Annotated in this window: 30 protein-coding genes; 6 read left to right on the forward strand and 24 right to left on the reverse strand. The window is 60.5% G+C overall.

Annotated features, from left to right (window positions below; all coding sequences use genetic code 11):
• Positions 1-84: 84 nt before the first annotated feature.
• Complete coding sequence (locus I6E73_RS09125; RefSeq protein ID WP_197105508.1) at positions 85-3,489, reverse strand: pyruvate carboxylase; 3,405 nt, start codon at positions 3,487-3,489, stop codon at positions 85-87.
• A gap of 121 nt (positions 3,490-3,610) precedes the next feature.
• On the opposite strand from I6E73_RS09125, the gene I6E73_RS09130 reads away from it, so the two are divergent.
• Positions 3,611-4,417 (forward strand): ParA family protein, encoded by an 807-nt coding sequence (locus I6E73_RS09130; RefSeq protein ID WP_197105507.1) that lies wholly within the window; start codon positions 3,611-3,613, stop codon positions 4,415-4,417.
• A gap of 99 nt (positions 4,418-4,516) precedes the next feature.
• Here I6E73_RS09130 and I6E73_RS09135 read toward each other — a convergent pair whose 3' ends face one another.
• The 4 genes from I6E73_RS09135 to I6E73_RS09150 all read right to left on the reverse strand — a co-directional run bounded on the left by I6E73_RS09135 (position 4,517) and on the right by I6E73_RS09150 (position 7,127).
• A complete protein-coding gene (locus tag I6E73_RS09135; RefSeq protein WP_197105506.1) occupies positions 4,517-5,065 on the reverse strand; it encodes a MerR family transcriptional regulator in 549 nt (182 codons plus the stop codon).
• A 225-nt stretch (positions 5,066-5,290) separates the two neighbouring features.
• On the reverse strand, positions 5,291-5,989 hold the full coding sequence (locus tag I6E73_RS09140) for a MerR family transcriptional regulator (protein WP_197124716.1): 699 nt from the start codon (positions 5,987-5,989) through the stop codon (positions 5,291-5,293).
• Positions 5,989-6,498: an FHA domain-containing protein gene (locus I6E73_RS09145; protein WP_197124718.1), complete on the reverse strand. Its 510-nt coding sequence runs from the start codon at positions 6,496-6,498 to the stop codon at positions 5,989-5,991. Before I6E73_RS09145 ends, I6E73_RS09140 begins: the two co-directional genes overlap by 1 nt.
• Before the next feature lie 44 nt (positions 6,499-6,542).
• On the reverse strand, positions 6,543-7,127 hold the full coding sequence (locus tag I6E73_RS09150) for a CDP-alcohol phosphatidyltransferase family protein (protein ID WP_197105503.1): 585 nt from the start codon (positions 7,125-7,127) through the stop codon (positions 6,543-6,545).
• An 83-nt stretch (positions 7,128-7,210) separates the two neighbouring features.
• Here I6E73_RS09150 and I6E73_RS09155 point away from each other — a divergent pair, with 83 nt between their 5' ends.
• Together I6E73_RS09155 and I6E73_RS09160 are read left to right on the forward strand one after the other, a co-directional pair.
• A complete protein-coding gene (locus tag I6E73_RS09155; RefSeq protein WP_197105502.1) occupies positions 7,211-7,654 on the forward strand; it encodes a hypothetical protein in 444 nt (147 codons plus the stop codon).
• Complete coding sequence (locus tag I6E73_RS09160; RefSeq protein ID WP_197124720.1) at positions 7,654-8,061, forward strand: RNA-binding S4 domain-containing protein; 408 nt, start codon at positions 7,654-7,656, stop codon at positions 8,059-8,061. The genes I6E73_RS09155 and I6E73_RS09160 overlap by 1 nt, the downstream gene beginning before the upstream one ends.
• Here I6E73_RS09160 and I6E73_RS09165 read toward each other — a convergent pair.
• The 8 genes from I6E73_RS09165 to I6E73_RS09200 all read right to left on the reverse strand — a co-directional run bounded on the left by I6E73_RS09165 (position 8,058) and on the right by I6E73_RS09200 (position 13,969).
• Positions 8,058-8,945 carry a cytochrome c biogenesis CcdA family protein gene (locus I6E73_RS09165; protein WP_197124722.1) on the reverse strand — a complete coding sequence of 296 codons (888 nt, stop codon included), beginning with the start codon at positions 8,943-8,945 and terminating at the stop codon, positions 8,058-8,060. The two genes, I6E73_RS09160 and I6E73_RS09165, sit on opposite strands and share 4 nt — an antisense overlap.
• A 2-nt stretch (positions 8,946-8,947) precedes the next feature.
• Complete coding sequence (locus I6E73_RS09170) at positions 8,948-9,709, reverse strand: thioredoxin domain-containing protein (RefSeq protein ID WP_197124724.1); 762 nt, start codon at positions 9,707-9,709, stop codon at positions 8,948-8,950.
• Positions 9,710-9,965: 256 nt separating this feature from the next.
• Positions 9,966-10,451 (reverse strand): SRPBCC domain-containing protein, encoded by a 486-nt coding sequence (locus I6E73_RS09175; protein ID WP_197124726.1) that lies wholly within the window; start codon positions 10,449-10,451, stop codon positions 9,966-9,968.
• 15 nt (positions 10,452-10,466) lie between these two features.
• The gene (locus I6E73_RS09180) at positions 10,467-10,862 is read right to left on the reverse strand and encodes a helix-turn-helix transcriptional regulator (RefSeq protein ID WP_197124728.1); all 396 of its coding nucleotides are present in this window, start codon (positions 10,860-10,862) and stop codon (positions 10,467-10,469) included.
• An 81-nt stretch (positions 10,863-10,943) separates the two neighbouring features.
• The gene (locus tag I6E73_RS09185) at positions 10,944-11,729 is read right to left on the reverse strand and encodes a thioesterase family protein (protein WP_197124730.1); all 786 of its coding nucleotides are present in this window, start codon (positions 11,727-11,729) and stop codon (positions 10,944-10,946) included.
• A 75-nt stretch (positions 11,730-11,804) separates the two neighbouring features.
• Complete coding sequence (locus I6E73_RS09190) at positions 11,805-12,071, reverse strand: Rho termination factor N-terminal domain-containing protein (protein WP_197124732.1); 267 nt, start codon at positions 12,069-12,071, stop codon at positions 11,805-11,807.
• A gap of 190 nt (positions 12,072-12,261) precedes the next feature.
• Entirely contained in the window at positions 12,262-13,353 is a 1,092-nt protein-coding gene (locus I6E73_RS09195; protein WP_197124734.1) for an Rv2578c family radical SAM protein, read from the reverse strand.
• A gap of 52 nt (positions 13,354-13,405) precedes the next feature.
• The gene (locus I6E73_RS09200; protein ID WP_197105493.1) at positions 13,406-13,969 is read right to left on the reverse strand and encodes a TetR/AcrR family transcriptional regulator; all 564 of its coding nucleotides are present in this window, start codon (positions 13,967-13,969) and stop codon (positions 13,406-13,408) included.
• Positions 13,970-14,051: 82 nt separating this feature from the next.
• Between I6E73_RS09200 and I6E73_RS09205 the strand changes: the two genes are divergently transcribed.
• Positions 14,052-14,408, forward strand: coding sequence for a sulfur reduction protein DsrE (locus I6E73_RS09205; RefSeq protein ID WP_197124736.1), 357 nt, complete (start codon positions 14,052-14,054; stop codon positions 14,406-14,408).
• A gap of 76 nt (positions 14,409-14,484) precedes the next feature.
• On the opposite strand, the gene I6E73_RS09210 is transcribed toward I6E73_RS09205, so the two are convergent.
• Positions 14,485-14,955: a hypothetical protein gene (locus I6E73_RS09210; RefSeq protein ID WP_231600611.1), complete on the reverse strand. Its 471-nt coding sequence runs from the start codon at positions 14,953-14,955 to the stop codon at positions 14,485-14,487.
• 124 nt (positions 14,956-15,079) lie between these two features.
• Between I6E73_RS09210 and I6E73_RS09215 the strand changes: the two genes are divergently transcribed.
• On the forward strand, positions 15,080-15,688 hold the full coding sequence (locus tag I6E73_RS09215) for a GNAT family N-acetyltransferase (RefSeq protein WP_307784270.1): 609 nt from the start codon (positions 15,080-15,082) through the stop codon (positions 15,686-15,688).
• A gap of 32 nt (positions 15,689-15,720) precedes the next feature.
• Here the strand turns inward: I6E73_RS09215 and I6E73_RS09220 are convergent, their stop codons facing one another.
• Entirely contained in the window at positions 15,721-17,091 is a 1,371-nt protein-coding gene (locus I6E73_RS09220) for an LLM class flavin-dependent oxidoreductase (protein WP_197124738.1), read from the reverse strand.
• Positions 17,092-17,235: 144 nt separating this feature from the next.
• Here I6E73_RS09220 and I6E73_RS09225 point away from each other — a divergent pair, with 144 nt between their 5' ends.
• Positions 17,236-17,820, forward strand: a complete 585-nt coding sequence (locus I6E73_RS09225; RefSeq protein ID WP_197124740.1) for a flavin reductase family protein — start codon at positions 17,236-17,238, stop codon at positions 17,818-17,820.
• Between the two features lie 9 nt (positions 17,821-17,829).
• Here the strand turns inward: I6E73_RS09225 and I6E73_RS09230 are convergent, their stop codons facing one another.
• The 9 genes from I6E73_RS09230 to I6E73_RS09270 form a co-directional block, all read right to left on the reverse strand.
• A complete protein-coding gene (locus I6E73_RS09230; protein ID WP_231600613.1) occupies positions 17,830-18,375 on the reverse strand; it encodes a hypothetical protein in 546 nt (181 codons plus the stop codon).
• 103 nt (positions 18,376-18,478) lie between these two features.
• Positions 18,479-19,324, reverse strand: coding sequence for a fumarylacetoacetate hydrolase family protein (locus I6E73_RS09235; RefSeq protein WP_197124742.1), 846 nt, complete (start codon positions 19,322-19,324; stop codon positions 18,479-18,481).
• Between the two features lie 2 nt (positions 19,325-19,326).
• Positions 19,327-19,704: a RidA family protein gene (locus I6E73_RS09240; RefSeq protein WP_100389123.1), complete on the reverse strand. Its 378-nt coding sequence runs from the start codon at positions 19,702-19,704 to the stop codon at positions 19,327-19,329.
• 36 nt (positions 19,705-19,740) lie between these two features.
• On the reverse strand, positions 19,741-20,556 hold the full coding sequence (locus tag I6E73_RS09245) for an ABC transporter ATP-binding protein (RefSeq protein ID WP_197124744.1): 816 nt from the start codon (positions 20,554-20,556) through the stop codon (positions 19,741-19,743).
• Positions 20,553-21,395, reverse strand: coding sequence for an ATP-binding cassette domain-containing protein (locus I6E73_RS09250; protein ID WP_197124746.1), 843 nt, complete (start codon positions 21,393-21,395; stop codon positions 20,553-20,555). Before I6E73_RS09250 ends, I6E73_RS09245 begins: the two co-directional genes overlap by 4 nt.
• Positions 21,392-22,963 carry an amidohydrolase family protein gene (locus I6E73_RS09255; RefSeq protein ID WP_197124748.1) on the reverse strand — a complete coding sequence of 524 codons (1,572 nt, stop codon included), beginning with the start codon at positions 22,961-22,963 and terminating at the stop codon, positions 21,392-21,394. Before I6E73_RS09255 ends, I6E73_RS09250 begins: the two co-directional genes overlap by 4 nt.
• Positions 22,960-23,838 carry an ABC transporter permease gene (locus I6E73_RS09260; RefSeq protein WP_197124750.1) on the reverse strand — a complete coding sequence of 293 codons (879 nt, stop codon included), beginning with the start codon at positions 23,836-23,838 and terminating at the stop codon, positions 22,960-22,962. The genes I6E73_RS09255 and I6E73_RS09260 overlap by 4 nt, the downstream gene beginning before the upstream one ends.
• Entirely contained in the window at positions 23,835-24,785 is a 951-nt protein-coding gene (locus I6E73_RS09265; protein WP_189621809.1) for an ABC transporter permease, read from the reverse strand. Before I6E73_RS09265 ends, I6E73_RS09260 begins: the two co-directional genes overlap by 4 nt.
• 62 nt (positions 24,786-24,847) lie before the next feature.
• Positions 24,848-26,356, reverse strand: a complete 1,509-nt coding sequence (locus I6E73_RS09270; protein WP_197124752.1) for an ABC transporter substrate-binding protein — start codon at positions 26,354-26,356, stop codon at positions 24,848-24,850.
• Positions 26,357-26,405 lie beyond the last annotated feature (49 nt).

The following is a 26,405-nucleotide window of genomic DNA, read 5'->3' on the forward strand; positions in this document are numbered from 1 at the left end:
ACACACCACTTTACCGCGTTAACGAGCGAGACGTGACCGATGTGCTTACAACGATCACGTCCCTACCCTACAAACTTCTGCGGATTAGCTGGGTTCGATTTCCACAAGCAAGTCGCCGCCGTCTACCTGCTGCGTCTTCGGAATGGCCAATCGCTTGACCGTTCCGGCAACGGATGCCGTGATTGCGGCTTCCATCTTCATCGCTTCGATCGAAGCCACAGTGTCGCCAACGGCAACGGTTGCGCCCTCTTCTACCTGCAACGTGACGACACCGGAGAACGGTGCCGCGACGTGTCCAGGCTTAGACGCATCAGCCTTCTCAGCCGCGGTCGAGTCGACCTTGATGCTCTGATCGCGAATGAACACCGGACGCAACTGGCCATTAAGGGTCGCCATTACTGTGCGCATACCCTTCTCGTCAGCTTCACCGATCGCTTCGAGACCGACGAACAATTGCACGCCCTTCTCGATCTCGACAACGTGCTCGTGACCCTGCTGGATGCCGTAGAGGTAATCCTTGCTATCGAGGGCCGACAAGTCGCCATAGGTTTCGCGCGCCGTCTCAAAGATCTGGGTGGGCCCAGCGAACAGCAACCGGTTGAGCGCTGAGCGTCGTTCCTGAGGTTCACCATCGAGCGCGGCCTGATCGTCAGCACTGATTTCCTCAATGCCGATCTTGACGTTGCGCCCCTTCAGCACCTTCGAGCGGAAGGGCTCAGGCCAGCCACCGGGCAGTTCGCCCAACTCGCCAGCCATGAAGCCAATCACCGAATCAGGGATGTCGTACTTGTCGGGGTTCTCTTCGAAGTCAGCAGGATCGGCGTGCGCCGCTGCTAGAGCCAGCGCAAGGTCACCGACGACCTTCGACGACGGGGTGACCTTCGGCGGACGGCCGAGCATCTTGTTGGCCGCAGCGTAAAGGTTCTCGATTGTCTCGAACTGGTCAGCGAGACCCAGCGCAATCGCTTGCTGACGCAGGTTCGACAGTTGACCACCAGGAATTTCGTGGTGGTAGACCCGCCCTGTCGGACCGGGAAGGCCCGATTCGAACGGCGCGTAGGCGTGACGCACTGCCTCCCAGTAGGGCTCAAGATCGGAGACGGCGTCAAGCGAGATGCCCGTGTCGCGTTCGGTGTGGGCGAGAGCCGCGACCAAAGCCGACATGGATGGCTGGCTTGTCGTTCCTGCCATGGGAGCGCTCGCGACATCCACTGCGTCTGCGCCGGCACGGGATGCCGCCAGCAGGGTAGCCAGTTGGCCGCCTGCCGTGTCGTGAGTGTGAACGTGCACCGGAGCATCGAAACGCTCACGCAAGGCCGTTACAAGCTTCTCAGCGGCTTCCGCCCGCAAGAGACCAGCCATGTCCTTGATCGCGAGCACATGGGCGCCGCTCTCCATGATCTGGTCGGCAAGCGTGAGGTAGTAGTCGAGCGTGTAGAGATCCTCATTCGGGTCAAGCAAGTCACCCGTGTAGCAGAGGGCAACTTCAGCAACAGCAGTGCCCGTGTTCAGCACAGCATCGATCGCCGGTCGCATCTGCGAAACATCGTTGAGCGCGTCAAAGATGCGGAAGATATCGACACCGGTATCGGCGGCCTCACGTACGAAGGCATCCGTAACTTCGGTCGGATACGGCGTGTAGCCAACCGTATTGCGACCGCGCAACAGCATCTGGATCGCCACGTTCGGCAGAGCTTCGCGCATGGACGCGAGACGCTCCCACGGGTCTTCAGCGAGGAAGCGCAGAGCCACGTCATACGTTGCTCCACCCCATGCTTCGACCGAGAGCAATTCTGGCGTCATACGAGCTACGTGTGGCATTACCGCGACAAGGTCACGAGTACGCACTCGAGTGGCGAGCAACGACTGGTGGGCGTCGCGGAAAGTGGTTTCGGTCACGGCAAGCGACTTCTGCTCGCGGAGAGCCGAGGCGAACCCGGCCGGGCCGAGCTCCAACAAACGCTGACGCGACCCCGCCGGAGCTTCTACCGAAAGATCGACCTCGGGCAGCTTCAATTGCGGGCTGATGATGCCAGCGCCATCGCCATTGGGCTGGTTGACCGTCACATCGGCCAACCACGTGAGGATCTTTGTTCCGCGGTCCTTGGAGCGATGCGAGTTGACGAGCCACGGGCGCTCGTCAATGAACGCGGTGCTCAAATCGCCCGCAATGAACTCGGGGTCATCGAGCACACCCTGAAGGAACGGGATGTTCGTGGTCACTCCGCGAAGGCGGAACTCAGCGAGTCCACGGCGGGCGCGACGCACAGCCGACGCGAAGTCGCGTCCACGGCACGTCATCTTGACGAGCATCGAGTCGAAGTGCGGAGAAATCTGTGAACCAGCAGAAACCGTTCCACCATCCAGACGGATGCCGGCACCGCCAGGCGAGCGGTAGGTCGTGATTTTGCCGGTGTCGGGTCGGAACCCGCTGGCCGGGTCTTCGGTCGTGATGCGGCACTGCAGCGCCGCTCCACGCAGCTTGAGCTCGTCTTGACGCAGCCCCAGCTCGTCGAGGGACTCCCCAAACGCGATTCGCATCTGCGATTGCACGAGGTCAACATCGGTGACTTCTTCGGTCACCGTGTGCTCAACCTGGATGCGCGGGTTCATCTCGATGAAGACGTGCTCGCCCTTGCGCTCCCCCGCCGTGTCGAGCAAGAACTCGACTGTGCCGGCGTTGACGTAGTCAATTGACTTCGCAAAAGCGATCGCATCGCGGTACATCGCTTGACGCGTGTCTTCGTCGAGGTTTGGTGCCGGTGCGATCTCGACAACCTTCTGGTGACGACGTTGAACCGAGCAGTCGCGCTCGAACAAGTGGATGGTGCCGCCATGGGCATCAGCGAGAATTTGGACTTCGATGTGGCGAGGGCGAACAACCGCCTGCTCAACAAACATCGTGGGGTCACCGAAAGCGCTGTCAGCTTCACGCATTGCCTCTTCGAGGGCGCCGCGCAAATCTTCCTTCTTCTCGACACGGCGCATACCGCGCCCTCCGCCGCCGGCTACAGCCTTGGCGAAGACCGGGAAACCAATCTCGTTGGCACCCGCGATGAGTTCATCGAGATCGGTGCTGGCCGGAGTGGACTTGAGAACGGGAACTCCCGCTGCAATTGCGTGTTCCTTGGCCGTGACCTTGTTGCCGGCCATCTCGAGCACCCGGGTTGGCGGTCCGATGAAAGTGATTCCCGCTTCCGCCGCAGCGCGAGCGAGGTCAGGATTCTCCGAGAGAAAGCCGTAACCGGGGTAGATCGCGTCAGCGCCGGATTCTTTGGCGACGCGAATAATCTCCGAAACATCGAGGTATGCGCGGACAGGATGCCCCTCCTCACCGATCTGGTACGCCTCATCAGCTTTCAGACGATGAACCGAATTTCGGTCTTCGTAAGGGAAAACGGCCACAGTTCTTGCCCCGAGCTCGACAGCCGCACGCATTGCGCGGATAGCAATCTCACCTCGGTTGGCAACGAGAATCTTCTTAAACATTCGGTCCTTCCTGACAAAAACCAAGCCTAGAGTGATTGAACTCTGGCAGTTTCCTCAAGGGTGCGCAAAAGTTGGCGGTGTTTTAGGTTTCTTAACAGTAGTGAAGGTATCGTCGTTACTCGTGCACGTACTTAGCGTTAGCTCCCTCAAGGGGGGCGTGGGAAAGACGACCGTCACGCTTGGGCTCGCTTCGGCAGCTTTCGCTCGCGGTCTTCGAACTCTCGTCGTCGACCTTGATCCCCAGTCCGATGTTTCGACCGGAATGGACATTGATGTCGCCGGTCACCTCAATGTGGCTGACGTGCTCGCGTCTCCGAAGGAGAAGATCGTGCGTGCCGCGATCGCGCCGAGTGGCTGGACCAGGGGCCGTCCCGGCAAAGTGGATGTGCTGATCGGTTCACCGTCCGCCATCAACTTCGACGGACCGCACCCCAGCATCCGCGATATTTGGAAGCTTGAAGAAGCCCTTGCCAATGTTGAAGCTGACTACGACCTCGTGCTCATTGACTGTGCACCATCTCTCAACGCGCTCACCCGCACCGCGTGGGCTGCCAGCGATCGTGTAGCGATTGTTACCGAACCCGGCCTGTTCTCCGTTGCGGCTGCCGACCGAGCCCTCCGCGCGATTGAAGAAATCCGCCGCGGACTCTCCCCTCGCCTTCAGCCGCTCGGCCTCATCGTGAACCGACTGCGTTCGCAGTCGCTTGAGCACCAGTTCCGCATCAAAGAACTACGCGACATGTTTGGACCGCTCGTGCTGTCACCACAGCTCCCCGAGCGCACATCGCTTCAGCAGGCACAGGGTGCCGCAAAGCCGCTCCATGTGTGGCCAGGCGAGAGCGCTCAAGAAATGGCACGCTACTTTGACCAGCTCCTTGATCGCGTCATGCGTGCGGCACGCATGGGCGAATACAGCAACGGCCAGTAGCGCACATTCGGCTCCACCGAAGCCGGCGTAAGGCCGCGGCTGTTATAGCGAGCCCAAAGAGGCTCTGGCGAGCGCTGTCTAGGCTCTGGCGAGCGCTGTCTAGGAAGCGCGGGAGGCGCGGCGCTTAGCCAACTCATCCATAGGGTCTTCACCCTTGACCGTGTCGAGGTCGATGAGGCTTGTTTCGACCTCACGCAGGACCTTGCCTACTGCGATGCCAAAGACACCCTGGCCGCGGCTGACGAGGTCAATAACTTCGTCGTTTGACGTGCACAAATAGACACCGGCACCGTCACTCATCAGAGTGGTCTGCGCGAGGTCGTGAATGCCTGACTCACGAAGTTGGTTGACGGCGATACGGATCTGCTGAAGCGAGATTCCCGTGTCGAGAAGGCGCTTAACAAGCTTGAGCACCAAGATGTCGCGAAAGCCATAGAGTCGCTGCGAACCTGACCCTGCCGCGCTGCGGACTGTGGGTTCAACGAGCTGGGTGCGAGCCCAGTAGTCGAGCTGACGATAGCTAATACCGGCCGCACGGGCAGCGACGGCGCCACGGTAGCCAGAGTTGTCGTCGAGGTCTGGCATTCCGTCAGTAAAGAGGAGCCCAAGATCGTAGCGTGACTCTTCGCTACGGTTCACTTCACTCATGGCTTTGCCCCTTTAGTTCTGATTGATCAGCACGAAAACAACGAACCTTCATGTTGAAGTTGACGCTTAGTGTTTCGTGTTACCCCACGGTAGTCACGCGCACTGCCTCTATCAACGACATTCGCAAAAAATCGGCGGCGTGTCGGAATCAGTCGGGTAAAACTGGGCCAACCTCGCGAAACCGCGTTCGGTGCGAGCCGAAAAACGGTCAACAGATCGACCGTACTACGAATCCAACCGGCTGAGTGCGGATCGGATAAGACTGCTTCGAACAATCTCCAACTGGCCCGCAATTTCTCGCGCCATCTCCGCTGCACGAGCACGGCTCGACGCATCCTTGCGACGAGCAACCGGCATAAGAGCACTCTCGATCAGCCCCAGCTCCCGCTCTGCCGCCGCGCGGAAGCCACGAAGGTGTCGCGGCTCAATACCGCTGCGTTGGAGCTCTACAAGCGACTTGAGAACCGCAAGGGCATCTTCACCAAAAACGTCGGAGGCCACAATGAGAGAGGACGAAATAGCATCGCCCAACAGCATGGGGCTGGCGCCGGCTTCGCGGATCAGCTCCTCACGCGTGAGCTTGCGCTCGGCCGACAACATGGATGCGGCAGCAACCGCCCCGCCAGGAAGCTCAGGCGTGCGCCCGGCATCCATCTCTTCTAAATAGCCACGAATGATCTTCAGCGGAAGATAGTGGTCACGCTGCATCGTAAGAACGAAGCGCAAGCGCTCCATGTCTGCCGAAGAAAACTTGCGGTAACCCGAAGCAGTACGCGCCGGGGACACCAACTTGCGCTCTTCAAGAAAGCGCAGTTTTGAGGGAGTTAGATCTGGAAACTCAGGACTGAGCTTGGCAAGAACCTGCCCAATGCTCAGAAGCGCTGGTGCAGGAGTTGAACGCGTTTGACGCGCGACCCCAGCCACTAATTACCAGCCGCCGGCGCAAGATCGCGACGCGAAGGATAAAACGTGAGCTTGTACTTGCCGATCTGGACCTCAGCGCGGTCGCGAAGAACAGCAGTGGACTCAATGCGGTCGCCGCCAAGATAGGTGCCGTTGAGTGAGCCGAGGTCTTTGACCTCAAAGGCTGTGCCCGCACGCAAGAACTCGACATGACGACGGGAGACCGTGACATCGTCAAGAAAAATATCGGCCTCAGGGTGACGGCCCACCGTAGTGACGTCAGCGTCTAAGAGGAAACGGGCACCCACATTCGGGCCGCGACGGACAATCAACAGCGCAGAACCCGAAGGCAAGGCCGCGATCGCGTCTTGCTCGTCGACGGAAACGTCAACACCCATAGCGGCTACCTGCGCCGCAAACTCGTGACTGTACGTAGCAGTGGTGTCGATCCGCTCGACAATAGGCTGCGCGGACGTCTCATTTGCCGACTCTACGTCGGCGCCGTGACCATTATTCATTGACTCAACCATCGCAAACCTCCCTGACTGACCAGCGTATCGGATCAGAACACAACTCAGACCCTCGGAAGACGAGAAATACGGACGGATTGCGCAACATAAATGAAGCCAGCCCACCAATACAAGAACGCGCCCCAGAGCGCGAACGCCCACCCGATTGGATCAGTGACCCCGGCGATAGCCGGGAAAGCTTGGCCCAGCATCAGAATCGGCAACGCATAGAACAGTGCCGCCGTGGCAACTTTGCCCAAATGGTGCACCGGTAGCGGGCCAAAACCGTAGTTCGCCGAGATGATTCCCAAAATCACCAGCATGATGTCGCGCCCGACGATAACCAAGAACATCCACCAGGGGATGACGTCGCGCGCGGCGAGACCAATCAACGCGGCAAAAATAAACAGTCGGTCGGCGGCCGGATCAAGCAACTGGCCGAGCCGCGTGATTTGGTTGAAACGACGAGCAATCACGCCATCGAGGTAGTCGCTCAGACTGGAGAACACAAGAACGATCAAAGCCAAGGCGTCTTGGGCAGAAATGATCAGATATAAGAAGACCGGAACCAACGCGAGCCGGATGAAGCTCAAGACATTGGGCACAGTCCACACACGATCGCTGATCTCGGGTGAACTACGGGTGGCCACCCTCTGAGTCTAGCCAGCATCCGCACGCAAAATGCCGCGAATGCAACGCAAACTTGTCGCGACGCAGGCGTACCCTTGAATGCATGTCATGCATCCGCTTCAATACCCCAGCCCAGCGGGAACAAATGCGAGCAATGGCCCCCTCGATGCTCACGGCCGAGGAAGCAGCGGAACTTCACCCTGCGCCCGAGGTAACCGCGAGCAAAATCGCGAGGATCCGCATACTGGCGGCCGACCCGAATCCGAAAATTCGCGAGAGTGCCGCGAGTAACCACAACACGCCCATCGACGTGTTCGAAACGCTCGCCCGTGATACTGACGACGGGGTGCGCGCCTGTGTGGCTCGTAACGAATACGCTCCCTGCGACGTTCTTCGGATGCTCGCCGACGACCCCTCGGAGACCGTGCGCGGTTTCTTAGCAATCAACTTCTTTGTTCCCGAAGACACCATGCTCACACTCGCCGCGGACACCAGCGCCACTGTGCAGCGACTCGTGCAGTGGAAAACTGAACTCGCCTCCGTCTAATGGCTGCCGGAACAGTTCGCGTTGACAGCTGGTTGTGGGCGGTGCGCGTCTACAAGACTCGTTCTCAAGCGACCACCGCGTGCCGTGCTGGCCACGTAAAGATTGGTGGAGCGAGCGTAAAGGCAGCGCAAGCTGTAAAAGTCGGTGACCAAGTGCGCGTTCGTATCGCCGGATTCGACCGCATGTTGGTCGTCAAACAGACCATCGTGAAGCGCGTTTCGGCGGTGACCGCTGCCGAGAGCTATGTCGACGAGACTCCCCCACCGCCCACTCGCGAAGAGCGTGCCTTCGCACCGATGCGTGATCGCGGCGCCGGTCGTCCCACCAAACGTGAGCGACGCGAGCTCGAGAAGCTACGCGGCCGAGACAGCGCAGACACCGGCGACGAATGGATGACCGAGCTTTAGCTCGCCTCAGTCCGATCCTCGGGCGCCCCCGCGTGCGCTTGAGCCTGATGTTGCGCCTCCGAGCGAGCCCGATGTGACACTAGCCACACAACTACAGCGGCAGAGGCAGACACCGCAACCACCCCGAGCAAGAACACCACGTTATCGATGCTCGCGCCCGTTGTGGCGGCCCATGACTCTGCACGGTACTGAGCGGTAATCGGGACGAAACCGCCCAGCGACGCGGTTCCGTCGCTGACCAGCAGAAGGACGCCGATCCCGATCGTGAGCGCGCCAGAAATAATCATGGTCCACGAGTGTGACCAGTTGCGGATCGTGAGCGTGCGCGGACGCAGCCAGGAACGCCCACGAGATCCCACCCGCTTCCACACCGCAGCAAGCACGAGTAGAGGCACCGTGAGCCCGAGCGCATAGAGCGTTAGCATGATGGCGCCGTAGGCAGCGTTTCCACTCAGAGCCGCAACCGCAAGCACCGAACCAAGGATGGGGCCAGCGCAGACACCGGCGACCGCGTAGACCATGCCGAGGGCGAAAACGGAAACTGCAGAGGTTCGATCCGTCGCGGCATCCGCTTTTTCGGTTCGGCTGAAACCGGGAATCGGGATGCCGAACAGCTGAATTGCTCCAGCGACGATCACCACGATTGCAGCGCCAACCACGAGAGCACCGCGATGCTCATTAACGAGTGACCCCAGCGTGGCCGAGAACACTCCCAGCGGAACCAACGTGGTCACTAAACCACCAAAGAACAACCCCGTTCGGGCGAAAAGCTTTGCCGCTGAACCAAACGCATAGGCAAAAAACGCCGGCAGCAGCATGACCGAGCACGGGCTCAAGAGCGCAAATAACCCGCCGATGAACGCCCCGGCGTATCCGATGTCCACCGTTACTGGCCGGCCAATCGGAGTTGCTCATCTATCACGTCACGGAACACCTGAAGAGGCTGAGCACCCGCAATCGGCACATCGTCGATCACGATGGACGGCACACTCGAGACACCAATTTGCTGCGCTTCGGAAACGTTCGCTTGAACCCGAGCAATCAGAGCCGGACTGCTGAGGTCTGCCTCAAACTGAGCAAGGTCAGGAACCCCAATGTCGCGGGCGTACGCAAGAAGCTTTTCTCGGTCAATCTCGAGATGTCCCGTTTCGGGCGCCGATTCATACACCGCTGTGTTGTATTCCCAAAAAAGACCTTGCTCGCCCGCCGCGTGGGCTGCAACAGCCGCCATCACCGAGGTTTCACCAAAAATGGGGTAATCGCGCCATTCGATGCGCAGCTGCCCAGCGTCGACGTATTCGCTGATCAGCTCAGGGAGCGTCTCGCGCGACAACACACCGCAGAACGGACAGCGATAGTCCGCATATTCGACGAGCACGACGGGAGCATCAATCGCTCCCATTGCCGTGGGGTCTCCTTCGATTCGACGCGCCAAGTCGATCGTGGGCTCGCTGCCCTCTTCGGCGGAGACCGACGGCAATGCCTGAGGCGTTGACGATCCGGAGTTTGCCTGGGCCCCGGCTACGAACGCGACGGTGAGCAGCACCAGCGCGCCGAGACCGCCGAGCAACATGCCGAGTTGCTTGCGAGAATACTTGCGGCGGCCCCGTGGAGCTCGGTTCGACTGTGGCTGGCCGCTGTTTTTCACGCTACAAATCCTCTCGGGGCACTCAACTACCCTGCTGCTCGACCCCAAGAAGAGTCATCCTCCACCCTACCCAGTGACGGCACACCGGAGCGCCAGAGCACTGCCCATCGGCATGCCCAGACCGCGCGGTTAGTCCAGTTTGCTCGCAGCACGGGCGAGCTACAGGCTGTCGGATTCATCGTGGTGCGTCCTCGAAGTGCCGACATTCTTGGGGCCGATACGAACACTGTTTCTTGATGACCCGAGAAGCCTCCTCTTAGTCTGCGGCGAGCAGGGCGTCGATCTGGCCGATAGCCTCTCGCATGCCTTCTTCCATACCCATCTTCACCATCTCTTCGAGCTGCTCTGCTGACTCGAAGCCTGACAGGATCGTCAGCCGGGTGCCGCCGTCAATGGGCTCGAAGGTAAGGAGAGCGGTCGTGACACCGATATCCCCAGAGGGTTCGCCCTGGTCATCCGCAAACTCATCTTCGATGGAAACTTCGCGCGGCTCGGTAATCGACAAGATGCGCCACATACCGTGCATTCGCTCACCATCAGGACCTTGCATGAAGTAATGAGCGCGCCCACCCGGCACAAACTCGTAGCGCACGAAAGTTGCCGGCCACTCGGGCGGCCCCCACCAGCGCTCGAGCTGACGCGGATCGCTCACCAGCTGCCAAGTGCGTTCAAGAGACGCGGCAAGTTCGGTGGTCGTCGTCAGGGTGAGTGCTTCAGGATCAGTGTGAGTTGTGACGTTCATTGCTTCACCATTTCTTTAGTCGTGAGGGATATCGACCCGAGTCCCTGAACTCGTGGGGCTCGGTGGTGCCTCAGTGGTTGCGTCATCCCGCAACACGTCAGCCATTTGCAGTGCACGCTGCTTCCACACCGCTTCGAAGTGAGAAAGAAGCTTTTGGATGTGATGAATGGACGCGAGATTGCCGCTGACAATCTGCTCGCGACCCTGTCGGGACTTTGTCACCAACCCTGCTGCCTGCAGGACGGCCACGTGCTTTTGCACTGCGGCGAAACTCATGTCGTAGCGCTCGGCGAGACGCGACACTGAAGCATTTTCGTGCAACACGCGATCGACGATGTCACGTCGGGTGGCATCGGCGAGGGCGCGGAACATCGCGTCAACTTCGGAGTCTGTCAATTCATATACAACCATTTGGTTGCATATTATGGCAGCGGGAAAATCAGCGCAAGGGGTAGCGAGAAAACTCTCGCCGCAGGCGCGCGCTCGGGAACGCTAGACCTTACGCAGCGTCAAGATTTGCTCGGCGCGACCGAACGGCCCCTGCTCGTCGTGGAGCACCGTGGAGGTTAGGCCAATGCCATCCGAGCCAAAGTTCACCGCATTCTCGAGACCAAGCCACTCACCAGCCGGCAGTCGGTACAAGTGCACCTGCAGGTCGACGTTGGGGAAGGCATATCCACCCGCCCCCGGCTTAACGCGAGTTGCGATGCCGTTGCTTGTGTCAACGAGGCCAGCCAACCGAGCAAAGTCGCTCACCGGCTCATCAGCGAGCAAGGGATAAGGGGTGCGCAACCACACCCGGCCGCTGCCGGCGACATGTTCGGAGAGCGCCCGCGCTTCAATCGATTGGATGTAGCCGCCGGGCCACTCGGAGAGGTTCACTGGCTCCCCCGCGAGCTCACGGCCGGGCATCCGTTGGTCAACGATTCCCTCAACCTCTGAGGTATCCGAAATTTGGAGACGCCACGCCGTCGCGCGCACGGCAACGCGGCCGCCCGCACTGAGCTCCGCCTGCACTAGTTCAATTGTTCGCCCTGGTCGCACCACCGACGCCACGATCTCGAAGTCGCCGGCAGGGATGAGACCCAAGATCTCGTAACTAATGCGAGCGATGCGGAGGCCTTCGCGTGCCTCAAACGCTTCAAGGACGTGCGCCAGAATACCGGCGACCGGAGCCATGTGCTGCTCGTGCGGATTCCACGCACCCTGCGCGTGAATCGTCGACTCGAAATGGGTGGAATCGTGTCGGAGATAGTAAGACTCTGCTTGTGGGGTCACTCCCCCAGACTAGTTAGCTCGTCGCGCGCCGGCATCATTTCGCTGCCTGCAGCATTTCGTTGCCCTGCAGGGTTGTCAGTGCGAACGAAGTAACTCGATCAATTCAGCCTTCCTGAGCGCCGAATACCCCTGGAGTCCCAGCTCGCGGGCTCTCTTCCTAAGATCTGCCACGGTCCAATCGTCATAGGAACCTGCCTCTCCCCCGCGGTGTCCCACCTCGGAACGCCCGTCCCGCGCGGCAGCGTTAGAGATGCGAGCCGCCTTCTCCGCGGAAGCGCCGTCATCCCTCAACAACTCGTACAGTTCAGGATCCTTGAGACCGGAGTTTTTGTTCTTAAGCATCTGCCTTCACCTTCCTGACGTTACCGACCACGGCGATAGTGAGTAAGTCGCGCGCTCCGCCGCACGCCGCCGTTCGTGTTCTGCGAAACATTACGCACCGCATTCGGCGTTGTTGACGATTGTGCGAGAACGCTCAGCGACCGCGGGCCGAACACCCAGCAAGACTGAGACGACAGCGACGAAGACGGCGCTAAAAAAGCATGGGTTGCGGCATTGCACGTGCCGCCAACTCTGGCGGCATTTCTTCCGCGATTAACGATCGGCCGATGAGACCAGAATGAACCGGGGTGTGGGCACGGGAACCGACGATTCCTGTCGCAGGATCGAGCAGTGTTCGCTCCAGCCGGTGACGACGGATGATCGGCTTCAGTTTGGCTGCCAGCCACTGGCGATATTCCTTCGGGGCATAGTTGCCTCGCGAATACATCGAACGATATTTGCCGAGCAGTTCAGGATGCGCCTGCTCAAGCCAGCCGAGATACCACTCCTTTGTTCCCGGCTTCAGATGCAGCGCCGAGTACGCAATCGAGGTTGCCCCGGCCTCTTTAGCCTGAGAAACGGCACGCTCAAGATGGTCTCGCGTGTCGGTCAAGAACGGCAGAATTGGCATCAGAAAGACAGCGCAATCGAGTCCAGCATCGCGCACAGCGCTCACCGTCGCCAAGCGAGCCTTCGCGGTAGGCGTGCCAGGCTCGACGGACTGCTGTAGCTCGTCGTCGTAAATCGCGATCGACATCCCTACATCAACAGGCACATGCTGGCTTGCCTCGGACAAGAGGGCAAGATCGCGCCGCAACAACGTGCCTTTCGTCAAGATTGACAGGGGCGTTCCGGATGCCGCGAGGGCGGCAATGATGCCGGGCATCAGCCGATACCGGCCCTCCGCGCGCTGGTACGGATCCGTATTCGTGCCGAGCGCGACCGGATGCCGCCCCCAACTGGGTTTGCTGAGCTCCTTAGCCAGAACCTCAGCCACGTTCACCTTGACGATGATCTGCGTGTCGAAGTCTTTGCCCGCGTCAAGATCGAGGAACTCGTGGGTCGGACGAGCGAAGCAATACGTGCACTGGTGCAGGCATCCGCGCATCGGATTGATCGTCCAACCGAAGGGCATATCGCTGGCCGTTGGCACTTTGTTGAGGGCGCTCTTGGCAAGCACTTCGTAAAAGGTGACGCCATCGAACTCTGGGGTTCGCACCGTGCGCACCAAGTTGTTGAGCTTGGCGAGACCAGGCAGCGCGTCGGGGGCCTCGCTATTGACCTGCTGCCCACTCCATCGCATACCGTTTATTCGAACACATGTTCGAATAGTGCGCAAGCCGACGCGCGCGAGCCTAGGCCGCAGACACCAGCTCCCGCGCGAACTGTGCGATATCGCGAACCTGGGCCGAATCTCTCGTGAGCTTGGCCGTCGTGAGCGCGCCGTCGTAAAGAACAATGAGCCGCGTGATCACGCCCTCGGCCGCATCCGGCCCCATGATGTGGGTCACATGAGTGCGAAGCACCCGACGGTAGCGGGCAATTGATGACTGAACGTCAGCCATGTCGGGGCACTCGATGGCCGCATTAGTGAAGGGGCAGCCGTAGAAAGTGCCCTCGTCGACTTGATCGGCGACCGCGGTGAAGAGACGCGCGACGCGTTCTGCGGTCGAGGCGCGCTCGTCGTCGAACTCCGTCACCCGGTCCAACCAGGCATCCGCCTCTTCATCGAGGTAGGCCGCGATGAGAGCTTCTTTGCTCGGGAAGTGGTGATACATGCTGCCTTTGGCAACTCCCGCTTTCGCGATCACCGTATCGATTCCCGTCGCATTGATGCCATGCGTGTAGAAGAGATCCGCCGCAGTAGCGAGGAGTTTCATTCTCGACGTCACGCGGATCTGAGGAGTTTCTGAGGCCATGTTGCAATTCTAGACGAACCCGTCTATATTTTCTAGACGGATCCGTCTAGAAACGCTGGATGGCCAACACAAGGAGTTTTCAATGTCAGACCTCAAGATCGCCGTAGTCATTCTCGAGACGCTCGAGAACAACAACGCTCGCGTCTACCGCGGACTCAAGACCGCCCTCGAGTTCAAGGCCGCCGGCGACGACGTCATCGTCATGTTCGACGGCTCAGGTGTTGAGACCCTCGCAAAGATCGCCGACGCTGGCCACCCCATGAACGGCCTTGTCGCCGCCCTCGGCGACACGATCATCGGCGCCTGCGAATTCTGCGCCAAGTCGCACAAGGTATTCGAACCCATCCGTGACGGCGGCTTCCCCCTGCTTTCCGACAACGGCGGCGAAGCCAGCGTTCGTAAGCTCGTCGTCGACGGCTACCAGATCTTGAACTACTAGCGCCAACTCCCCCGAGCAGCGCAACGGCCCGGCGTGACCCACCACGACGGTGGGCACCCGGGCCGTGCACAGTTGTTCATCGACGTGAAGCGAGAACGCGCACTGCAACCAATCCGAGGATGACGCCGAAGATCATGTGGCCCATCAAGGACAAGAGCGCAGCGGTATCGATAGCGAAGAGGGCTCCGCCGAGCATGAGCGGCATCATCATGAGGGGCCCAAGGACCCACCAGATCGCGCCGTAGACGAAACCTACGACCGCACCACGGGCGTAGTTCGCGAGAAGCAGATTGCCGAATAGGACCGTTAGCCCGATTCCGATCATGATTGAAATCATGAGGTGGACAAGGAATCCAACGACGGCCGATTCAGAGCCAACCATCATGGCGAGCGTGGGCAGCATGCCCATCATTGCCATCATCATCCCGAAGACGAGACCGCCGGCAACACCGCCGACGACACCCGCCAGAATGCGGCGACCGAACGATGCGGAAGGGTGAGGGGTGACGGATTTCTTCGCAGTGGTGGAGTCATTTGTTGCAGTCATTGAACTACCTTTCCGATAGGTGTTGCGTGTAATTGGCGACACTACGGAAGGGCTGAGACGAGTTCAGCAATCTCGAATACACAGCGGCGATCGAAACCGCGTCCGGTGTTGTCAACACCGAGGGATGGCGATAATTCGCCCCACGATTGAGCACCGCTGGCTCGCGGGCAGTGCTAGCGCTGCTATCGTCGTGGGAGTGTTTTCTAAAGTGACTGTTCCGACAACTCTCCAGACGCGAGACGGCGAAATGATTCTTCGCTACTCCGCTCTTGGCGACATCGACACCATTCTGCAGCTCCTCGCAGACGACGCGATTAGCGCGCTTCGAGGCGACAACGCACGACCAGAAGACCGCCCCGCCTACGAAAAGGCGTTTCACGCCATCGCCACGACACCCGCGAATGCGCTCCTCGTCGTCGAAGCACCCTCAGGGGATGTCGTCGCCACCATGCAGTTGACCGCCATTCCCGGAATGGCCCGCCGCGGCTCGCACCGCCTCCAAGTCGAAGCCGTGAGAGTAGCCGCGAGTCAGCGTTCGAGTGGAATCGGCGGCGCGATGATGCGGTGGGTTATCGACACCGCAGCGCCCACGCTTGGTGCCACCCTCATCCAGCTCACTTCTGACGAAGCCCGCACCGACGCCCACCGGTTCTACACGAAGCTTGGCTTTGAGGCGTCTCACATTGGTTTCAAATACGCCGTCGACCTGCACCGCGAAACCCCAGCGCCGTAGCCCCAGGGTCGCGGCGCAACAGCCGTGACGCGCTAGCCCCGACGACGATAACTCGCTCCTGCGTGCTCGTCAGGGAGCCTGTTGCCACGCCCGTGCAGCTTGTGGCGCAGCGTACCTTCCACGTATTCCTCAGGATAGGTTCCGCGAGCTCGAAGCACCGGAATGACGTGCTCGACGACATCCTCAAACGTGCCCGGCGTGATCGCGTAGGCAAGGTTGAAGCCGTCGACATCCGTCTCTGCCACCCACTCCTCGAGCTCATCGGCGATCTCTTCGCCAGAACCGATGATGAACGGCCCCAAGCCACCAATCGCACCAAGCCGCGCGATGTCCCGAACCTTCCATTCGCTGCCGTCGTCATTGGCCTGCTGAAAGTTCGCCACCGTCGACTGGATTGCGTTGCTCTTGACATTGCCAATGGGCTCATCGAGGTCGTACTGCGAGAGGTCGATGCCCATCCATCCCGACATGAACACCAGCGCACCTTCCTCGCTGGCATAGCTCAAGTAATCGGCATGCTTCGCGTGAGCTTTCTCCGTTGTCTCATCCGTGATGATCGTCAGAAGCGTGTAGATGCGCGCCGAGTAGCGATCGCGCCCAGCCTCTTCGAGAGCATCCCGGATGCGACCCACCGTTGCCTTGAGCCCTGCCTTGGTCGATGCCGCCACAAAGATCGCTTCAGCGTTGCCTGCGGCGAACTGGATTCCTCGCGGCGAAGCACCGGCCTGGTAAATGACCGGTGTTCGCTGCACCGACGGTTCTGACAAGTGGATGCCGGGAACGGTGAAGTGTTTGCCCTTGTGCTCGATGTCGTGCACCTTGCTGGGGTCAGTGAACACGCCGGACTCCCGGTCACGAATCACAGCATCGTCTTCCCACGACCCCTCCCACAACTTGTAGAGCACCTCAAGATATTCGTCAGCGTGGTCGTAGCGATCATCGTGTTCGAGCTGATCGTCGTTGCCCATGTTGCGCGCAGCCGAGGGCAGGTAGCCGGTCACGACATTCCAACCGATCCGGCCCTGCGTGAGGTGATCGAGCGTCGACATACGACGAGCAAAGGGGTAGGGATGCTCGTAGGCGGTTCCCGCCGTGATGCCGAATCCGAGGTTCTCGGTGACATGCGCCATGGCCGAGACGAGCAACAGCGGATCGTTCACCGGAACCTGGGCACCGTGGCGAATGGCGGCCTCATTCGAGCCCGCGTAGACGTCATAGGTGCCGAGGACATCCGCGATGAAGATGCCGTCGAAGGTTCCCTTTTCGAGCAACTGTGCGAGCTCGGTCCAATAATTGAGGTCTTTGTAGCGCCACGACTGATCGTCGGGGTGGCGCCACATTCCGGAGGACTGGTGAGCGACGCAGTTCATATCGAAGGCGTTGAAGCGAATTTGTCTAGGCATGCCCTTATGGTGCGCCGCAGCATCCGATAGTGCACCCGAGGACGAAACAATCGGTGAAACAGAAGGACACATATCGACATATTCTCGCTTCGTCGCGTGCTCGGGTGCACGCTTGTCCGCATCCCCGAAACATTGGATGGACGAATGCACACGACAGCCCCCACTGCGCCTCGCACCGTCGAGCGCGCCCACCGCACCGATGACGATGCCCTGCCCGCCACCGGCCTGAGTGCAGCCGAGTTTGCGGCTGCCTTTCGCCAGCATCCAGGTGGAGTTGCGATTGTGACGGCCGACTCTCCCCTCGGCCCTGTCGCCCTCACCGTGACGTCAATTGTCTCGGTCAGTGCGGATCCCCCGCTATTTGCGTTCTCCATTGGACATCAGGCATCCACCGCTACGGGGATTCGGAATGCGGACTCCTATGTCGTTCACTTTCTCAGCAGCGAACAATTGCCGATCGCGGAGCTGTGCGCGACAAGTGGCATCGATCGGTTCGCCGACCGCTCGCTGTGGTCGCGGCTGCCGAGCGGCGAGCCATACTTTCCGAGCGCTCCTGTGCGGATTGTTGGCCAGCGGGTCGATCAACTCGACACGGCGTCCGCGTCGTTGATTCTGGTTTTGGCGCAGGCGTCTCATGTGGGAAGCGAAACGGATGCTGCTCCCCCGCTGGTCTACCACGACCGCGGCTGGCACGAACTCGGCGAGCACTCGCAACTCGGGAAACGCTAGCTCCAGACTTTAGCTTGCAGTCGTTCCTGCTGCGTGGGCAGGCGCAACGTCCTTGTCATCGCCCCAGCTCTCGACGAGCGTGATGCGGCCGCGGGATTCCTTGACCGCGAGCACCAGCGCGATGATACCGGTCGCTATTCCGATGACTCCCAGCGGGTTCGCGATACCGATGGCAATGCCGAGAGCAGGTTCGTTCGGCCCGCTCACGATTGTTTGCAGACCTTCTGGGGTGTTATCCGGAATCATTAGGCCCAGCAGGAACGCACAAACGCCGGAGGAGATGAGCATCGCGTGGGTGATGGGTCGAGTGCCAAAACCGCGAATCTGCGTGCGCCGCATAGCTAGCCCGACGAGTACAAACAAGACGCCGAACAGTATTCCTAGCGTTGTCGCATAGACGATGGTGAGATCTCCACCGATGCCAAAAAGATGGCGACCGAAAGAAACCCAGCCAGCCACCGCGATCCCGAAGACAGTCACAGCGACACCGGTGCGGCCAGAGGCCGGCTCTCCCGGAGTCTCTCGAACTCGAATGGCGCTATACGTCACTGGCATTCCTTAATCTTGCGGCGTCTCATCAATCGTAGCGATGACAAAACAGAAGGCGCGCCTCTCCCCACGAGAGACGCGCCTTCGTCACAGAAGCAACGAGTGTGACCTACGGAGCCACGCACTCCTGAGACATCGTTCCCAACCCGGTAATTGCGCTCCGCACAACTTCGCCCGCGCGCAAATAGCGGGGCGGGTTCTGTCCGAAGCCGACGCCGGGCGGTGTGCCAGTGAAGATCACATCACCGGGGCGCAATTCGACAATGGACGAGAGCTCACTGACGAGTCGTGGCACAGAAAACACCATGTCGTTCATCGGTGCGCTCTGCACGAGAGCATCGTCGATCCAACACTCGAGAGTGATCTCTGACTGCTCAAGAAAGCTTTCCGTGTCAACGAACACTGGCCCGAGCGGTGCGAACCCTGCGAACGATTTGCCGAGCGAAAACTGCGGTGGCACTCCTCGCATCTGCACGTCGCGCGCCGAGTAGTCCTGGCCAATGCAGAAGCCTGCGATCGCCGCGAGTCCGTCGGCTTCGGCGATGTTGCGACCGCCCGAGCCCACGACAGCAACCAGCTCGACTTCCCAATCGACGCTATCGGTCGGCAATACGAGCGGTTCGAACGGACCCGAGATCGACGACGCAAACTTCGTGAAGACCATCGGATGCTCCGGAACGTTAAACCCGGACTCCGCAGCGTGATCAACGTAGTTGAGCCCGACCGCAAAAATCTGCTGCGGGGCGTGCGCGAGCGCACCCCACTGAGCAGGTTCAAGTTCGGACTCGCTGCGGTCGCTTGCTACAGCATCCGCCTCCCACGCCTGGAACGGCGCCCAGTCGCGGTAGAGCTCGTCGACCGTGGCCGAGAATCGACCAGCACTCGCACGCTCGATATCGACAACGGTGCCGTCGACGAGGAGCGACGCTCGCCCGTCAATGACTGCGAGACGCATTGCTACTTCGCGGGAAGCGCGACGATCGCGTCGAGCTCGACGTCGAAGCCACGAAGGTTGGCCTGAATCGTCGTGCGCGCCGGGAGCGGTGCCGTGAGGAACTCTGCCGCGATCTCGTTGAACTCAGCGAAGTCATCGAGCGTCTTGAGGTATACGCCGTAGCGCACGGTGTTCTCAAGGCTCGTGCCGGCAGCCTGAGCAACGGTCTCGAGGTTGCGGAAGGTCTGGCGAACCTGCTCAGCGAAGGTCTCGCCGACGCGGTTGCTGTCTTTATCGAACGGGCCCTGGCCGGCAAGGAACACGAGCGAGCCTGCGACGACGGCAGAGCTGTATGTGCCGGCGGGCTGAGGAGCGTCTGGGGTGGTGATTGCGTGGAACATTGATGCCTTTCTTTGGGGTTGGTTGGGGTGCCCGCACTAAGCAGTGCGGGGCTGATCGCCGTGAAGGCGAGGAACTGACGCAAGAAGTTTCTTGGTGTAGTCGTGCTGAGGTGAGGTAAGGATGTCGGCGGCCGCGCCTGATTCGACGACTTCACCGTGATACATCACGTAGACGTAGTCGCAGAAACGCGCGACAACGCCCATGTCGTGAGTGATCATGAGCACCGCCATTCCGCGATCGTCGGCAAGAGCACCGATGGTCTCAAGCACGGCAGCTTGCACGGTCACGTCGAGCGCACTCGTCGCTTCATCCGCAATAAGCAGTCGGGGTGACGATGCGATCGCCATCGCGATCATGATGCGTTGGCGCATTCCACCACTGAGCTCGTGAGGGTACTGACGGTAGACCGCGGCGGGGTTGCGGATACCGACCGCATCCAAACTCTCGATAACGAGAGCCTTGGCAGTCTTTCGCAGCTCGGGGCGGTGCGCCACGAGAACGTCGCGCACCTGATGTCCGACCCGGAACACCGGATTGAGCACCGACATCGGGTCCTGGAAGATCATCGAGGCTTGCGCACCGCGCACGCCCTGGATCGCCGAGAGCGGCGCTTTGAGAAGTTCACGGCCATCAAGAGTGATGGATGACTCCTCGCCATAGTGCGCGATTCGTTCATCGTTCAGCCGCAAGACTGACATCGCGGTGACCGACTTGCCGGAGCCTGATTCCCCAATGATCCCCACGCGGGTTCCCGCCTCGACGCGAATGGAAACACCGCGCACAGCAGGCGGGGCGGATGCCGAGAACCGTACCGAAAGATCCCGAATTTCTAGGAGTGGTTGGTCGCTCATGCGCGGCTCCTCATCACGTTGATCGGGCTAGTGAGATCGGGGTCGATCGACAGCGGACGATGCCGCGACGCAGGATCGGGCTCAAGAACCGCTTCGATCAGGGCACGAGTATAAGGATGCTGCGGGTTGCTGAAGACTTCGTCAGACGTTCCGTACTCCACGATCTCGCCCAAATACATAACAGCGACGCGGTGCGACATGGCCCGCACAACGCCCAGATTGTGGGCGATAAACAGGTACGCAATTCCTTGAGTGCGTTGGAGCTCTTGAAGCAGTTCGAGCACTTGGGCTTGCACCGACACATCGAGCGCGCTGGTTGGTTCGTCGCAGACGATCAGCGACGGGCTAACACCGAGCGCCCGAGCAATCGCGATGCGCTGGCGTTGACCACCGGAAAACTCGTGCGGGTACCGTCCCGCCATCTCCGCCGACAGCCCGACTTGCTCGAGCAGCTCGCCCACGCGGGCGGCGGCGCCTGAGCGCGGCACAATCTTGTGCACCAGCATAGGCTCCGCGATTTGCCGGCCGACCGTCATCCGCGGGTCAAGTGTGGCGTACGGGTCTTGGAAGATCATCTGCAGGTCGCTGCGAATAGCGCGCATGCGGGTCGGCGTCACTTCGGCAAGATTCTCACCTTGATAGGTGATGGTGCCTTCGAAGGGCATCAACCCGAGGACGGCGCGCGCGACGGTCGACTTGCCCGACCCTGATTCGCCCACAAGCCCGACCGTCTCGCCGGCGGCGAGGGACAGCGAGACGTTATTGACGGCGGGCGTAGCGTTACCCGCGCCATAACGAACCGTGAGGTCTGAAATTTCTAGTAACGGTGAAGGGGTCATGCTGTTCTCCTTCTCAAGACGTGGCCAGGCAATTCGTGGGTGTGACGGCCGTCGCGCACTACCCGGACGCCGTTCACAAAAACGTGGGCGATTCCCTGCGGTGTTTCAAGTGGGGACGCGTAGGTTGCCCGGTCCGCAACGGTTGACGCGTCGAAGACCGTGACGTCAGCGCACGCACCAACAGCGAGCACGCCGCGGTCAGTGAATCCCAGTCGAGCTGCCGGCTTCGCCGTCATCTTGTGCACGATCTCCTCGGTGGTCATGCCAGCACGCGAGAGTTCGTCGAATGAACGCGGGAAGGTGCCGATCGACCGCGGATGAGGCAGATTGGCATCGTGGGTCAGGCTGAGGGCGAGCCCATCCGATGCCACAGAAACGAGCGGGTGCTGCAGCACCCGGAGTGCGTCGACGGGACGCGTGCCGACGATAATCACGTCAACGTTGAGATCGTTCGCACTGAGGAGTCCCACGGCGAGAGAACCCCACGACTCGTGGGCTGATTCAGCAACCAATTCGGCGAGCGTCTTGCTAACCGCGAGCGGATTTGCTGAGGCCTTAGCCACCGTAATGGCCTCCGGTGGGAACCCTGCCGCCGACTCCAGCATCTCGGCGACGGCAGCCGGAGCATCCGCAATGCGTTGGGCGATCTCAGCCACGGGAAGTGCTCGCAGCGCGGTCGGCAACAGTTGAAGCATCGTGGTGTGACCGGCCAGATACGGATACGCATCGGCTTGCACATCACCGTTCGCGTTTTCGACGAGGGCGATCGCGGCGTCGAGGGCGCTGCCGTCGTCGTCACGGATCGAGCGAAAGTGCGAAATTTGCAGGCGAGCTCCCGCGGTCTCAGCAATCTGCAGGGCCTCAGTCACCGCATCCGCCAGTCCATCGCCGTCATAGGCGCGCATGTGCATACTGAGCAAAGCATCGTGTTGAGCAACTGAACGCGCGAGCTCAGTGAGTTCGTCGACCGGGCTGAGTTCGCCCGGCGAATACATGAGACCCAAGCTCAAACCCCACGCGCCCGCCGCTAGCGCCTCCTGCAGCTCGGCAACCATGGTCGCGCGGCGATCGTCATCGTGATGAGGGTCGACCCCAACTCTGGTTTGAGCGGCAAGCACGATAGTTCCGTGCCCCACGAGCGGTGCCACGTTCGTCGCCGCCGGTGTGGCATCGAGCGCGGCAAAGTACTCACTCACCGAGTTCCAGCTCACCTCGACATCGGCGACGATGTCCACGGGCCCGATAATCGCCCGAACGTCGTCGGGGTTGCCGCGAATCGGCGCCGGACTCAATCCGCAATTGCCAATCACTTCGGTGGTGATGCCCTGCAGCACTCGTGATTCACATTCCGGGTACGCAAAGCGGGTGAGATCGGAGTGCGTGTGGATGTCGATGAATCCCGGTGCCACGATGAGGCCGGCGCAGTCGACCACCACGTCGGCATCGCTCTCGAGGAAGTTGCCAATGCCAGCGATCTTTCCGTCGGCGAGCAGTACGTCGGCGTTTAGCAGTGGGGCGCCGGTTCCGTCAGCAACCTGACCTCCGCGCAGCAGCGTGACGCGGGTCATGAGCGACGCCGCCGTCTCATGGGGTTCGCTGATTCGGCGATAAGTTCGCCAGCGAACATCAGCACGGCAGCGACGAAGGTGATGACAAGGCCAGCCGAAATCGCATACCAGGGTGATGTGACGTAGTAGTTCTTCGAGGCCTCGAGGATCGTGCCCCACGTGGAGGCTGGCAAGTCGACGCCCAGACCGAGGTAGCTCAGACCTGCTTCGATCAGGATGGCTTCCGCCATGAGCGTGGGGATCAGCGTCAGCAGTGGGCCGGCGGCGTTAGGAAGCACGTGGAGGCCCAAGATTTGAGTCGGTCGCACTCCCCCGACCCGCAACGCTGTGACAAACTCGCGCTCCTTGAGACTGCGCGTTTGCGCTCGCATCAGGAGAAATACGCGAGGGAAGAAGAGGAACCCAATAATGACCGTGAGCGAAAGGCTCGTGGTGCCGAAGCTCGCGACCATCAAAATGGCGAAGAGCACGAGAGGGAAAGCGAGCGTCGCCGAAGCGACACTCGTGAACGCGCCATCCACAAACCGTCCGGCGTTTCCGGCGATGAGGCCAGTGGGAAGACCGATGACGAGGGCGACGAGAACACTGCCCGCCGCGATGACGAGCTCGAGTTGAGTGGAGTACACGAGTCGAGCCCAGACGTCGGCTCCCGCTTCATCCGTTCCCAACGGATGCGCAAAACTCGGAGATAACAGGATGGACGACGCGTCAATCGCCGAAGGCGAGTACGGGCTGAAGAGCGACGGCCAGACCGCCATGAAGAGCGCCACTACGCCGATGACAATGAGCGAGAGTCTCGCGGGGCCGACGGCGGCAATAGCAGCGAAAGTGCGCGACACGGGTGTTCCGCTCGTGCGGGGTTCTGTGAGTGTCATTCTGTGATCCTCGGGTCGACGAGACGGTAAGCGAGGTCTGCGAGGTAACCAACGAGCAGCACCACAATCGTGGTGAGCAAGACGGCACCCTGCACTACTTGGTAGTCACGGTTGAGAACGCTCGAGAGTAGGAGTTGGCCGATACCCCCGAGGCCAAAGACGGCCTCCACGAGCACGGCACCTCCGACGAGCGCTCCGATCTGTACTCCTACGATCGTGATCATCGGGGTGACGGCGTTGCGCATGGCGTAGACGAAGACGCGGCGCGGTGTCGAAATGCCCATGGCCAGCGCCGTGCGCATGTAATCCTGGCGGAGAACGTCGGATGCTTCGGCATAGACGAAGCGCGTCAGCACTCCCCCGAGGAAGATCGCCAGCGTCGTGACCGGCAGAATCATCTGGATGAAGAACTCTCCGAAGTCATCGAAGGGGCTGGTGAATCCGCCCGACGGCAGGATGTCGAGCGTGACCGAGAAGATGATGATGAGGAACAGGCCGAGCCAGACCGCGGGAATCGCGATCGCCAATGTCGTCACCAGACGCACTGCCCGGTCGACGATTCCGTTGCGGAAGTACGCGGCGGCCATTCCGAAGATGATGGAGAGCGGTACCGCAATGAGCACGGCTCCCAGAATGAGAAATAACGTGGGCGGAACAGCGCCCGCTACGAGCTCGACTACGGCGACCCCGCTACGGCTGGAAACTCCGAAGTCTCCGCGCAGGATGTCTCCGAGCCAAATGCCGTACTGAACGGGCCAGGGCTGGTCGAGCCCCATTTCTGTTCGCAACCGGGCCAGCGTTTCCGCCGCATCCGGCCGCCCCGCCTGGGGACCGAGCAGCAGAACTGCTGGATCCCCAGGGGTGAGCCGAAGAGCGAGGAAGGCGAACACCGAGACGAACCACAAGACCACGGCGAGCTTTGCCGCCTCTATTCCTGCGCGTCGCATGATTTTCACGATGCTGCCTCCCTCGTTCCTTCGTGTTGTTGCGTGCTGTGTCGTGCGCGGTGTTACTGGCTGACGGTGACCTGCGAGAGCAGAGCCCAGCCGAGCGGGTTGACCTCATAGCCCGAGACATCCGGACCAGCGATCGAAGCAACCGGGGTCGACTGCACGATCATGATGGGGAGTTCGTCAACGAGAATCTGCTGGAGTTCGCCGTAGAGCTCGCCCCGAGTTGCCTCGTCAGAGACGCGGGTAGCGTCAAGAACGAGATCGGATACCGTCTGGTTCTGGTAGTCGTCCGCAAGGTGCGGAATCATGATGATGTCGAAGAAGGAGTGGGGGTCCGCTCCAACGTTGAACACATTCCAGGTGGCGTCATAGCCGCGGCTCACGTAAGCGTCGAGCCAGACCGAAATCTCTGTGATGTTGACGTTCAAGGTCACACCGATTTCAGCCAAGGATGCCTGCCAGACGCGGGCGAGCTGTTCAGCCTCCGGGAAGCCGGAAGGAACTTCGAGCGAGAACTCGAGGTCAGACTCGCCAGCAGCAGCGAGCATTGTCGCAGCCTTGTCGAGGTCGTACTCGTAGCCATCCTGCTCGGAGTAGGCCCAGCTGCTCTCAGGCAACGGGCTCCAGCTGCTCGAGCCGCCGCCACCGTAGGCGATTTCCCGAATGGAGTCCTTGTCGAGGGCGTGTGCCAGAGCCTGGCGCACCATCGGGTCAGCAAGCTTTCCCGATGAGTTGAACTCGATCAGCGAGAGGCTGTTCGATGCCACCGGCTCGACGAGGGCGGCCCGGTCGGCGTCGAGCTGCGACACCGTTGCGGCAGATGCGCTGGCAAGAATGTCAACGCTTCCGCTGTAGAGGTTGTTAAGCGCGACCTGCTGGTCGGTGATGGGCTGCAGTCGAAGAGTTTCCGTCGGCGACACATCGCCGAAGTAGTCATCGAAGCTGGTCAGCACGATCTCAGTGTTTGCCGTCCAGCTCTCGAACTCGTACGGGCCTGAGCCCACCGGGTCAGAAGTGGCGGTTTCGAAGCTCGAGGGAGCCACGATGGCGATCGATGCGAGCCCTGCGAGGAACGTAGCATCCGGGTTGTTGAGGGTGATGACGACCGTTGAGTCATCGGTTGCCTCATACGATGCGACGTCAGCAAGACGGCCCGACCAGATGGAGTCTTCCGCTGTGCCGGCGCGTTCCATCGATGCGATAACGGCGGCAGCGTCAACTGAGGTTCCGTCGTGGAATACGGCATCCGGCGCTAGGCTGAACGTGAACACCGTTGCGTCTTCGTTTACCTCGTACGTCGCGAGGTCGGGCTGAAGCTTCAGCTCGGCGTCGTAGTCGACGAGAGACGAGAACACGAGCTCACGAATCGCAAATTCGAAGATGATGAGCTGATTGGTGTGAGGATCGAAGTTGTCAATGTCGCCCGCCAGAGCTACGACTACCTCATCCTTGATTGCTGCTGGGTCGTCGTTATTCGATGACTCAGCAGCGCATCCTGTAAGCACGAGCGAACTTACTGCGGCAAGGCCGATCAACGACCGACGCCATGGTGACTTGTTACTCATTGCGCTACCTTTCTGTTACTTCTCTTGGTTGGTGCAGGGGTGTTACTAG

Origin of the sequence: Salinibacterium sp. SWN248 (assembly GCF_015864575.1) — a bacterium.
Lineage (GTDB): Bacteria > Actinomycetota > Actinomycetes > Actinomycetales > Microbacteriaceae > Rhodoglobus.

Bases quoted from the DNA above. Each gene is read 5' to 3' on its own strand.
- I6E73_RS09235 (WP_197124742.1), bottom strand. From the start codon at position 19,324: ATGCGTCTCGCAGTCATTGACGGGCGAGCGTCGCTCCTCGTCGACGGC.
- I6E73_RS09245 (WP_197124744.1), bottom strand. From the start codon at position 20,556: ATGAGCGACCAACCACTCCTAGAAATTCGGGATCTTTCGGTACGGTTC.
- I6E73_RS09125 (WP_197105508.1), bottom strand. From the start codon at position 3,489: ATGTTTAAGAAGATTCTCGTTGCCAACCGAGGTGAGATTGCTATCCGC.
- I6E73_RS09270 (WP_197124752.1), bottom strand. From the start codon at position 26,356: ATGAGTAACAAGTCACCATGGCGTCGGTCGTTGATCGGCCTTGCCGCA.
- I6E73_RS09175 (WP_197124726.1), bottom strand. From the start codon at position 10,451: ATGAACGTCACAACTCACACTGATCCTGAAGCACTCACCCTGACGACG.
- I6E73_RS09260 (WP_197124750.1), bottom strand. From the start codon at position 23,838: ATGACACTCACAGAACCCCGCACGAGCGGAACACCCGTGTCGCGCACT.
- I6E73_RS09135 (WP_197105506.1), bottom strand. From the start codon at position 5,065: ATGAGTGAAGTGAACCGTAGCGAAGAGTCACGCTACGATCTTGGGCTC.
- I6E73_RS09200 (WP_197105493.1), bottom strand. From the start codon at position 13,969: ATGGCCTCAGAAACTCCTCAGATCCGCGTGACGTCGAGAATGAAACTC.
- I6E73_RS09225 (WP_197124740.1), top strand. From the start codon at position 17,236: ATGCACACGACAGCCCCCACTGCGCCTCGCACCGTCGAGCGCGCCCAC.
- I6E73_RS09255 (WP_197124748.1), bottom strand. From the start codon at position 22,963: ATGACCCGCGTCACGCTGCTGCGCGGAGGTCAGGTTGCTGACGGAACC.
- I6E73_RS09250 (WP_197124746.1), bottom strand. From the start codon at position 21,395: ATGACCCCTTCACCGTTACTAGAAATTTCAGACCTCACGGTTCGTTAT.
- I6E73_RS09205 (WP_197124736.1), top strand. From the start codon at position 14,052: ATGTCAGACCTCAAGATCGCCGTAGTCATTCTCGAGACGCTCGAGAAC.
- I6E73_RS09190 (WP_197124732.1), bottom strand. From the start codon at position 12,071: ATGCTTAAGAACAAAAACTCCGGTCTCAAGGATCCTGAACTGTACGAG.
- I6E73_RS09210 (WP_231600611.1), bottom strand. From the start codon at position 14,955: ATGACTGCAACAAATGACTCCACCACTGCGAAGAAATCCGTCACCCCT.
- I6E73_RS09240 (WP_100389123.1), bottom strand. From the start codon at position 19,704: ATGTTCCACGCAATCACCACCCCAGACGCTCCTCAGCCCGCCGGCACA.
- I6E73_RS09215 (WP_307784270.1), top strand. From the start codon at position 15,080: ATGGCGATAATTCGCCCCACGATTGAGCACCGCTGGCTCGCGGGCAGT.
- I6E73_RS09195 (WP_197124734.1), bottom strand. From the start codon at position 13,353: ATGCGATGGAGTGGGCAGCAGGTCAATAGCGAGGCCCCCGACGCGCTG.
- I6E73_RS09180 (WP_197124728.1), bottom strand. From the start codon at position 10,862: ATGGTTGTATATGAATTGACAGACTCCGAAGTTGACGCGATGTTCCGC.
- I6E73_RS09145 (WP_197124718.1), bottom strand. From the start codon at position 6,498: ATGGTTGAGTCAATGAATAATGGTCACGGCGCCGACGTAGAGTCGGCA.
- I6E73_RS09155 (WP_197105502.1), top strand. From the start codon at position 7,211: ATGTCATGCATCCGCTTCAATACCCCAGCCCAGCGGGAACAAATGCGA.
- I6E73_RS09160 (WP_197124720.1), top strand. From the start codon at position 7,654: ATGGCTGCCGGAACAGTTCGCGTTGACAGCTGGTTGTGGGCGGTGCGC.
- I6E73_RS09220 (WP_197124738.1), bottom strand. From the start codon at position 17,091: ATGCCTAGACAAATTCGCTTCAACGCCTTCGATATGAACTGCGTCGCT.
- I6E73_RS09230 (WP_231600613.1), bottom strand. From the start codon at position 18,375: ATGCCAGTGACGTATAGCGCCATTCGAGTTCGAGAGACTCCGGGAGAG.
- I6E73_RS09265 (WP_189621809.1), bottom strand. From the start codon at position 24,785: ATGCGACGCGCAGGAATAGAGGCGGCAAAGCTCGCCGTGGTCTTGTGG.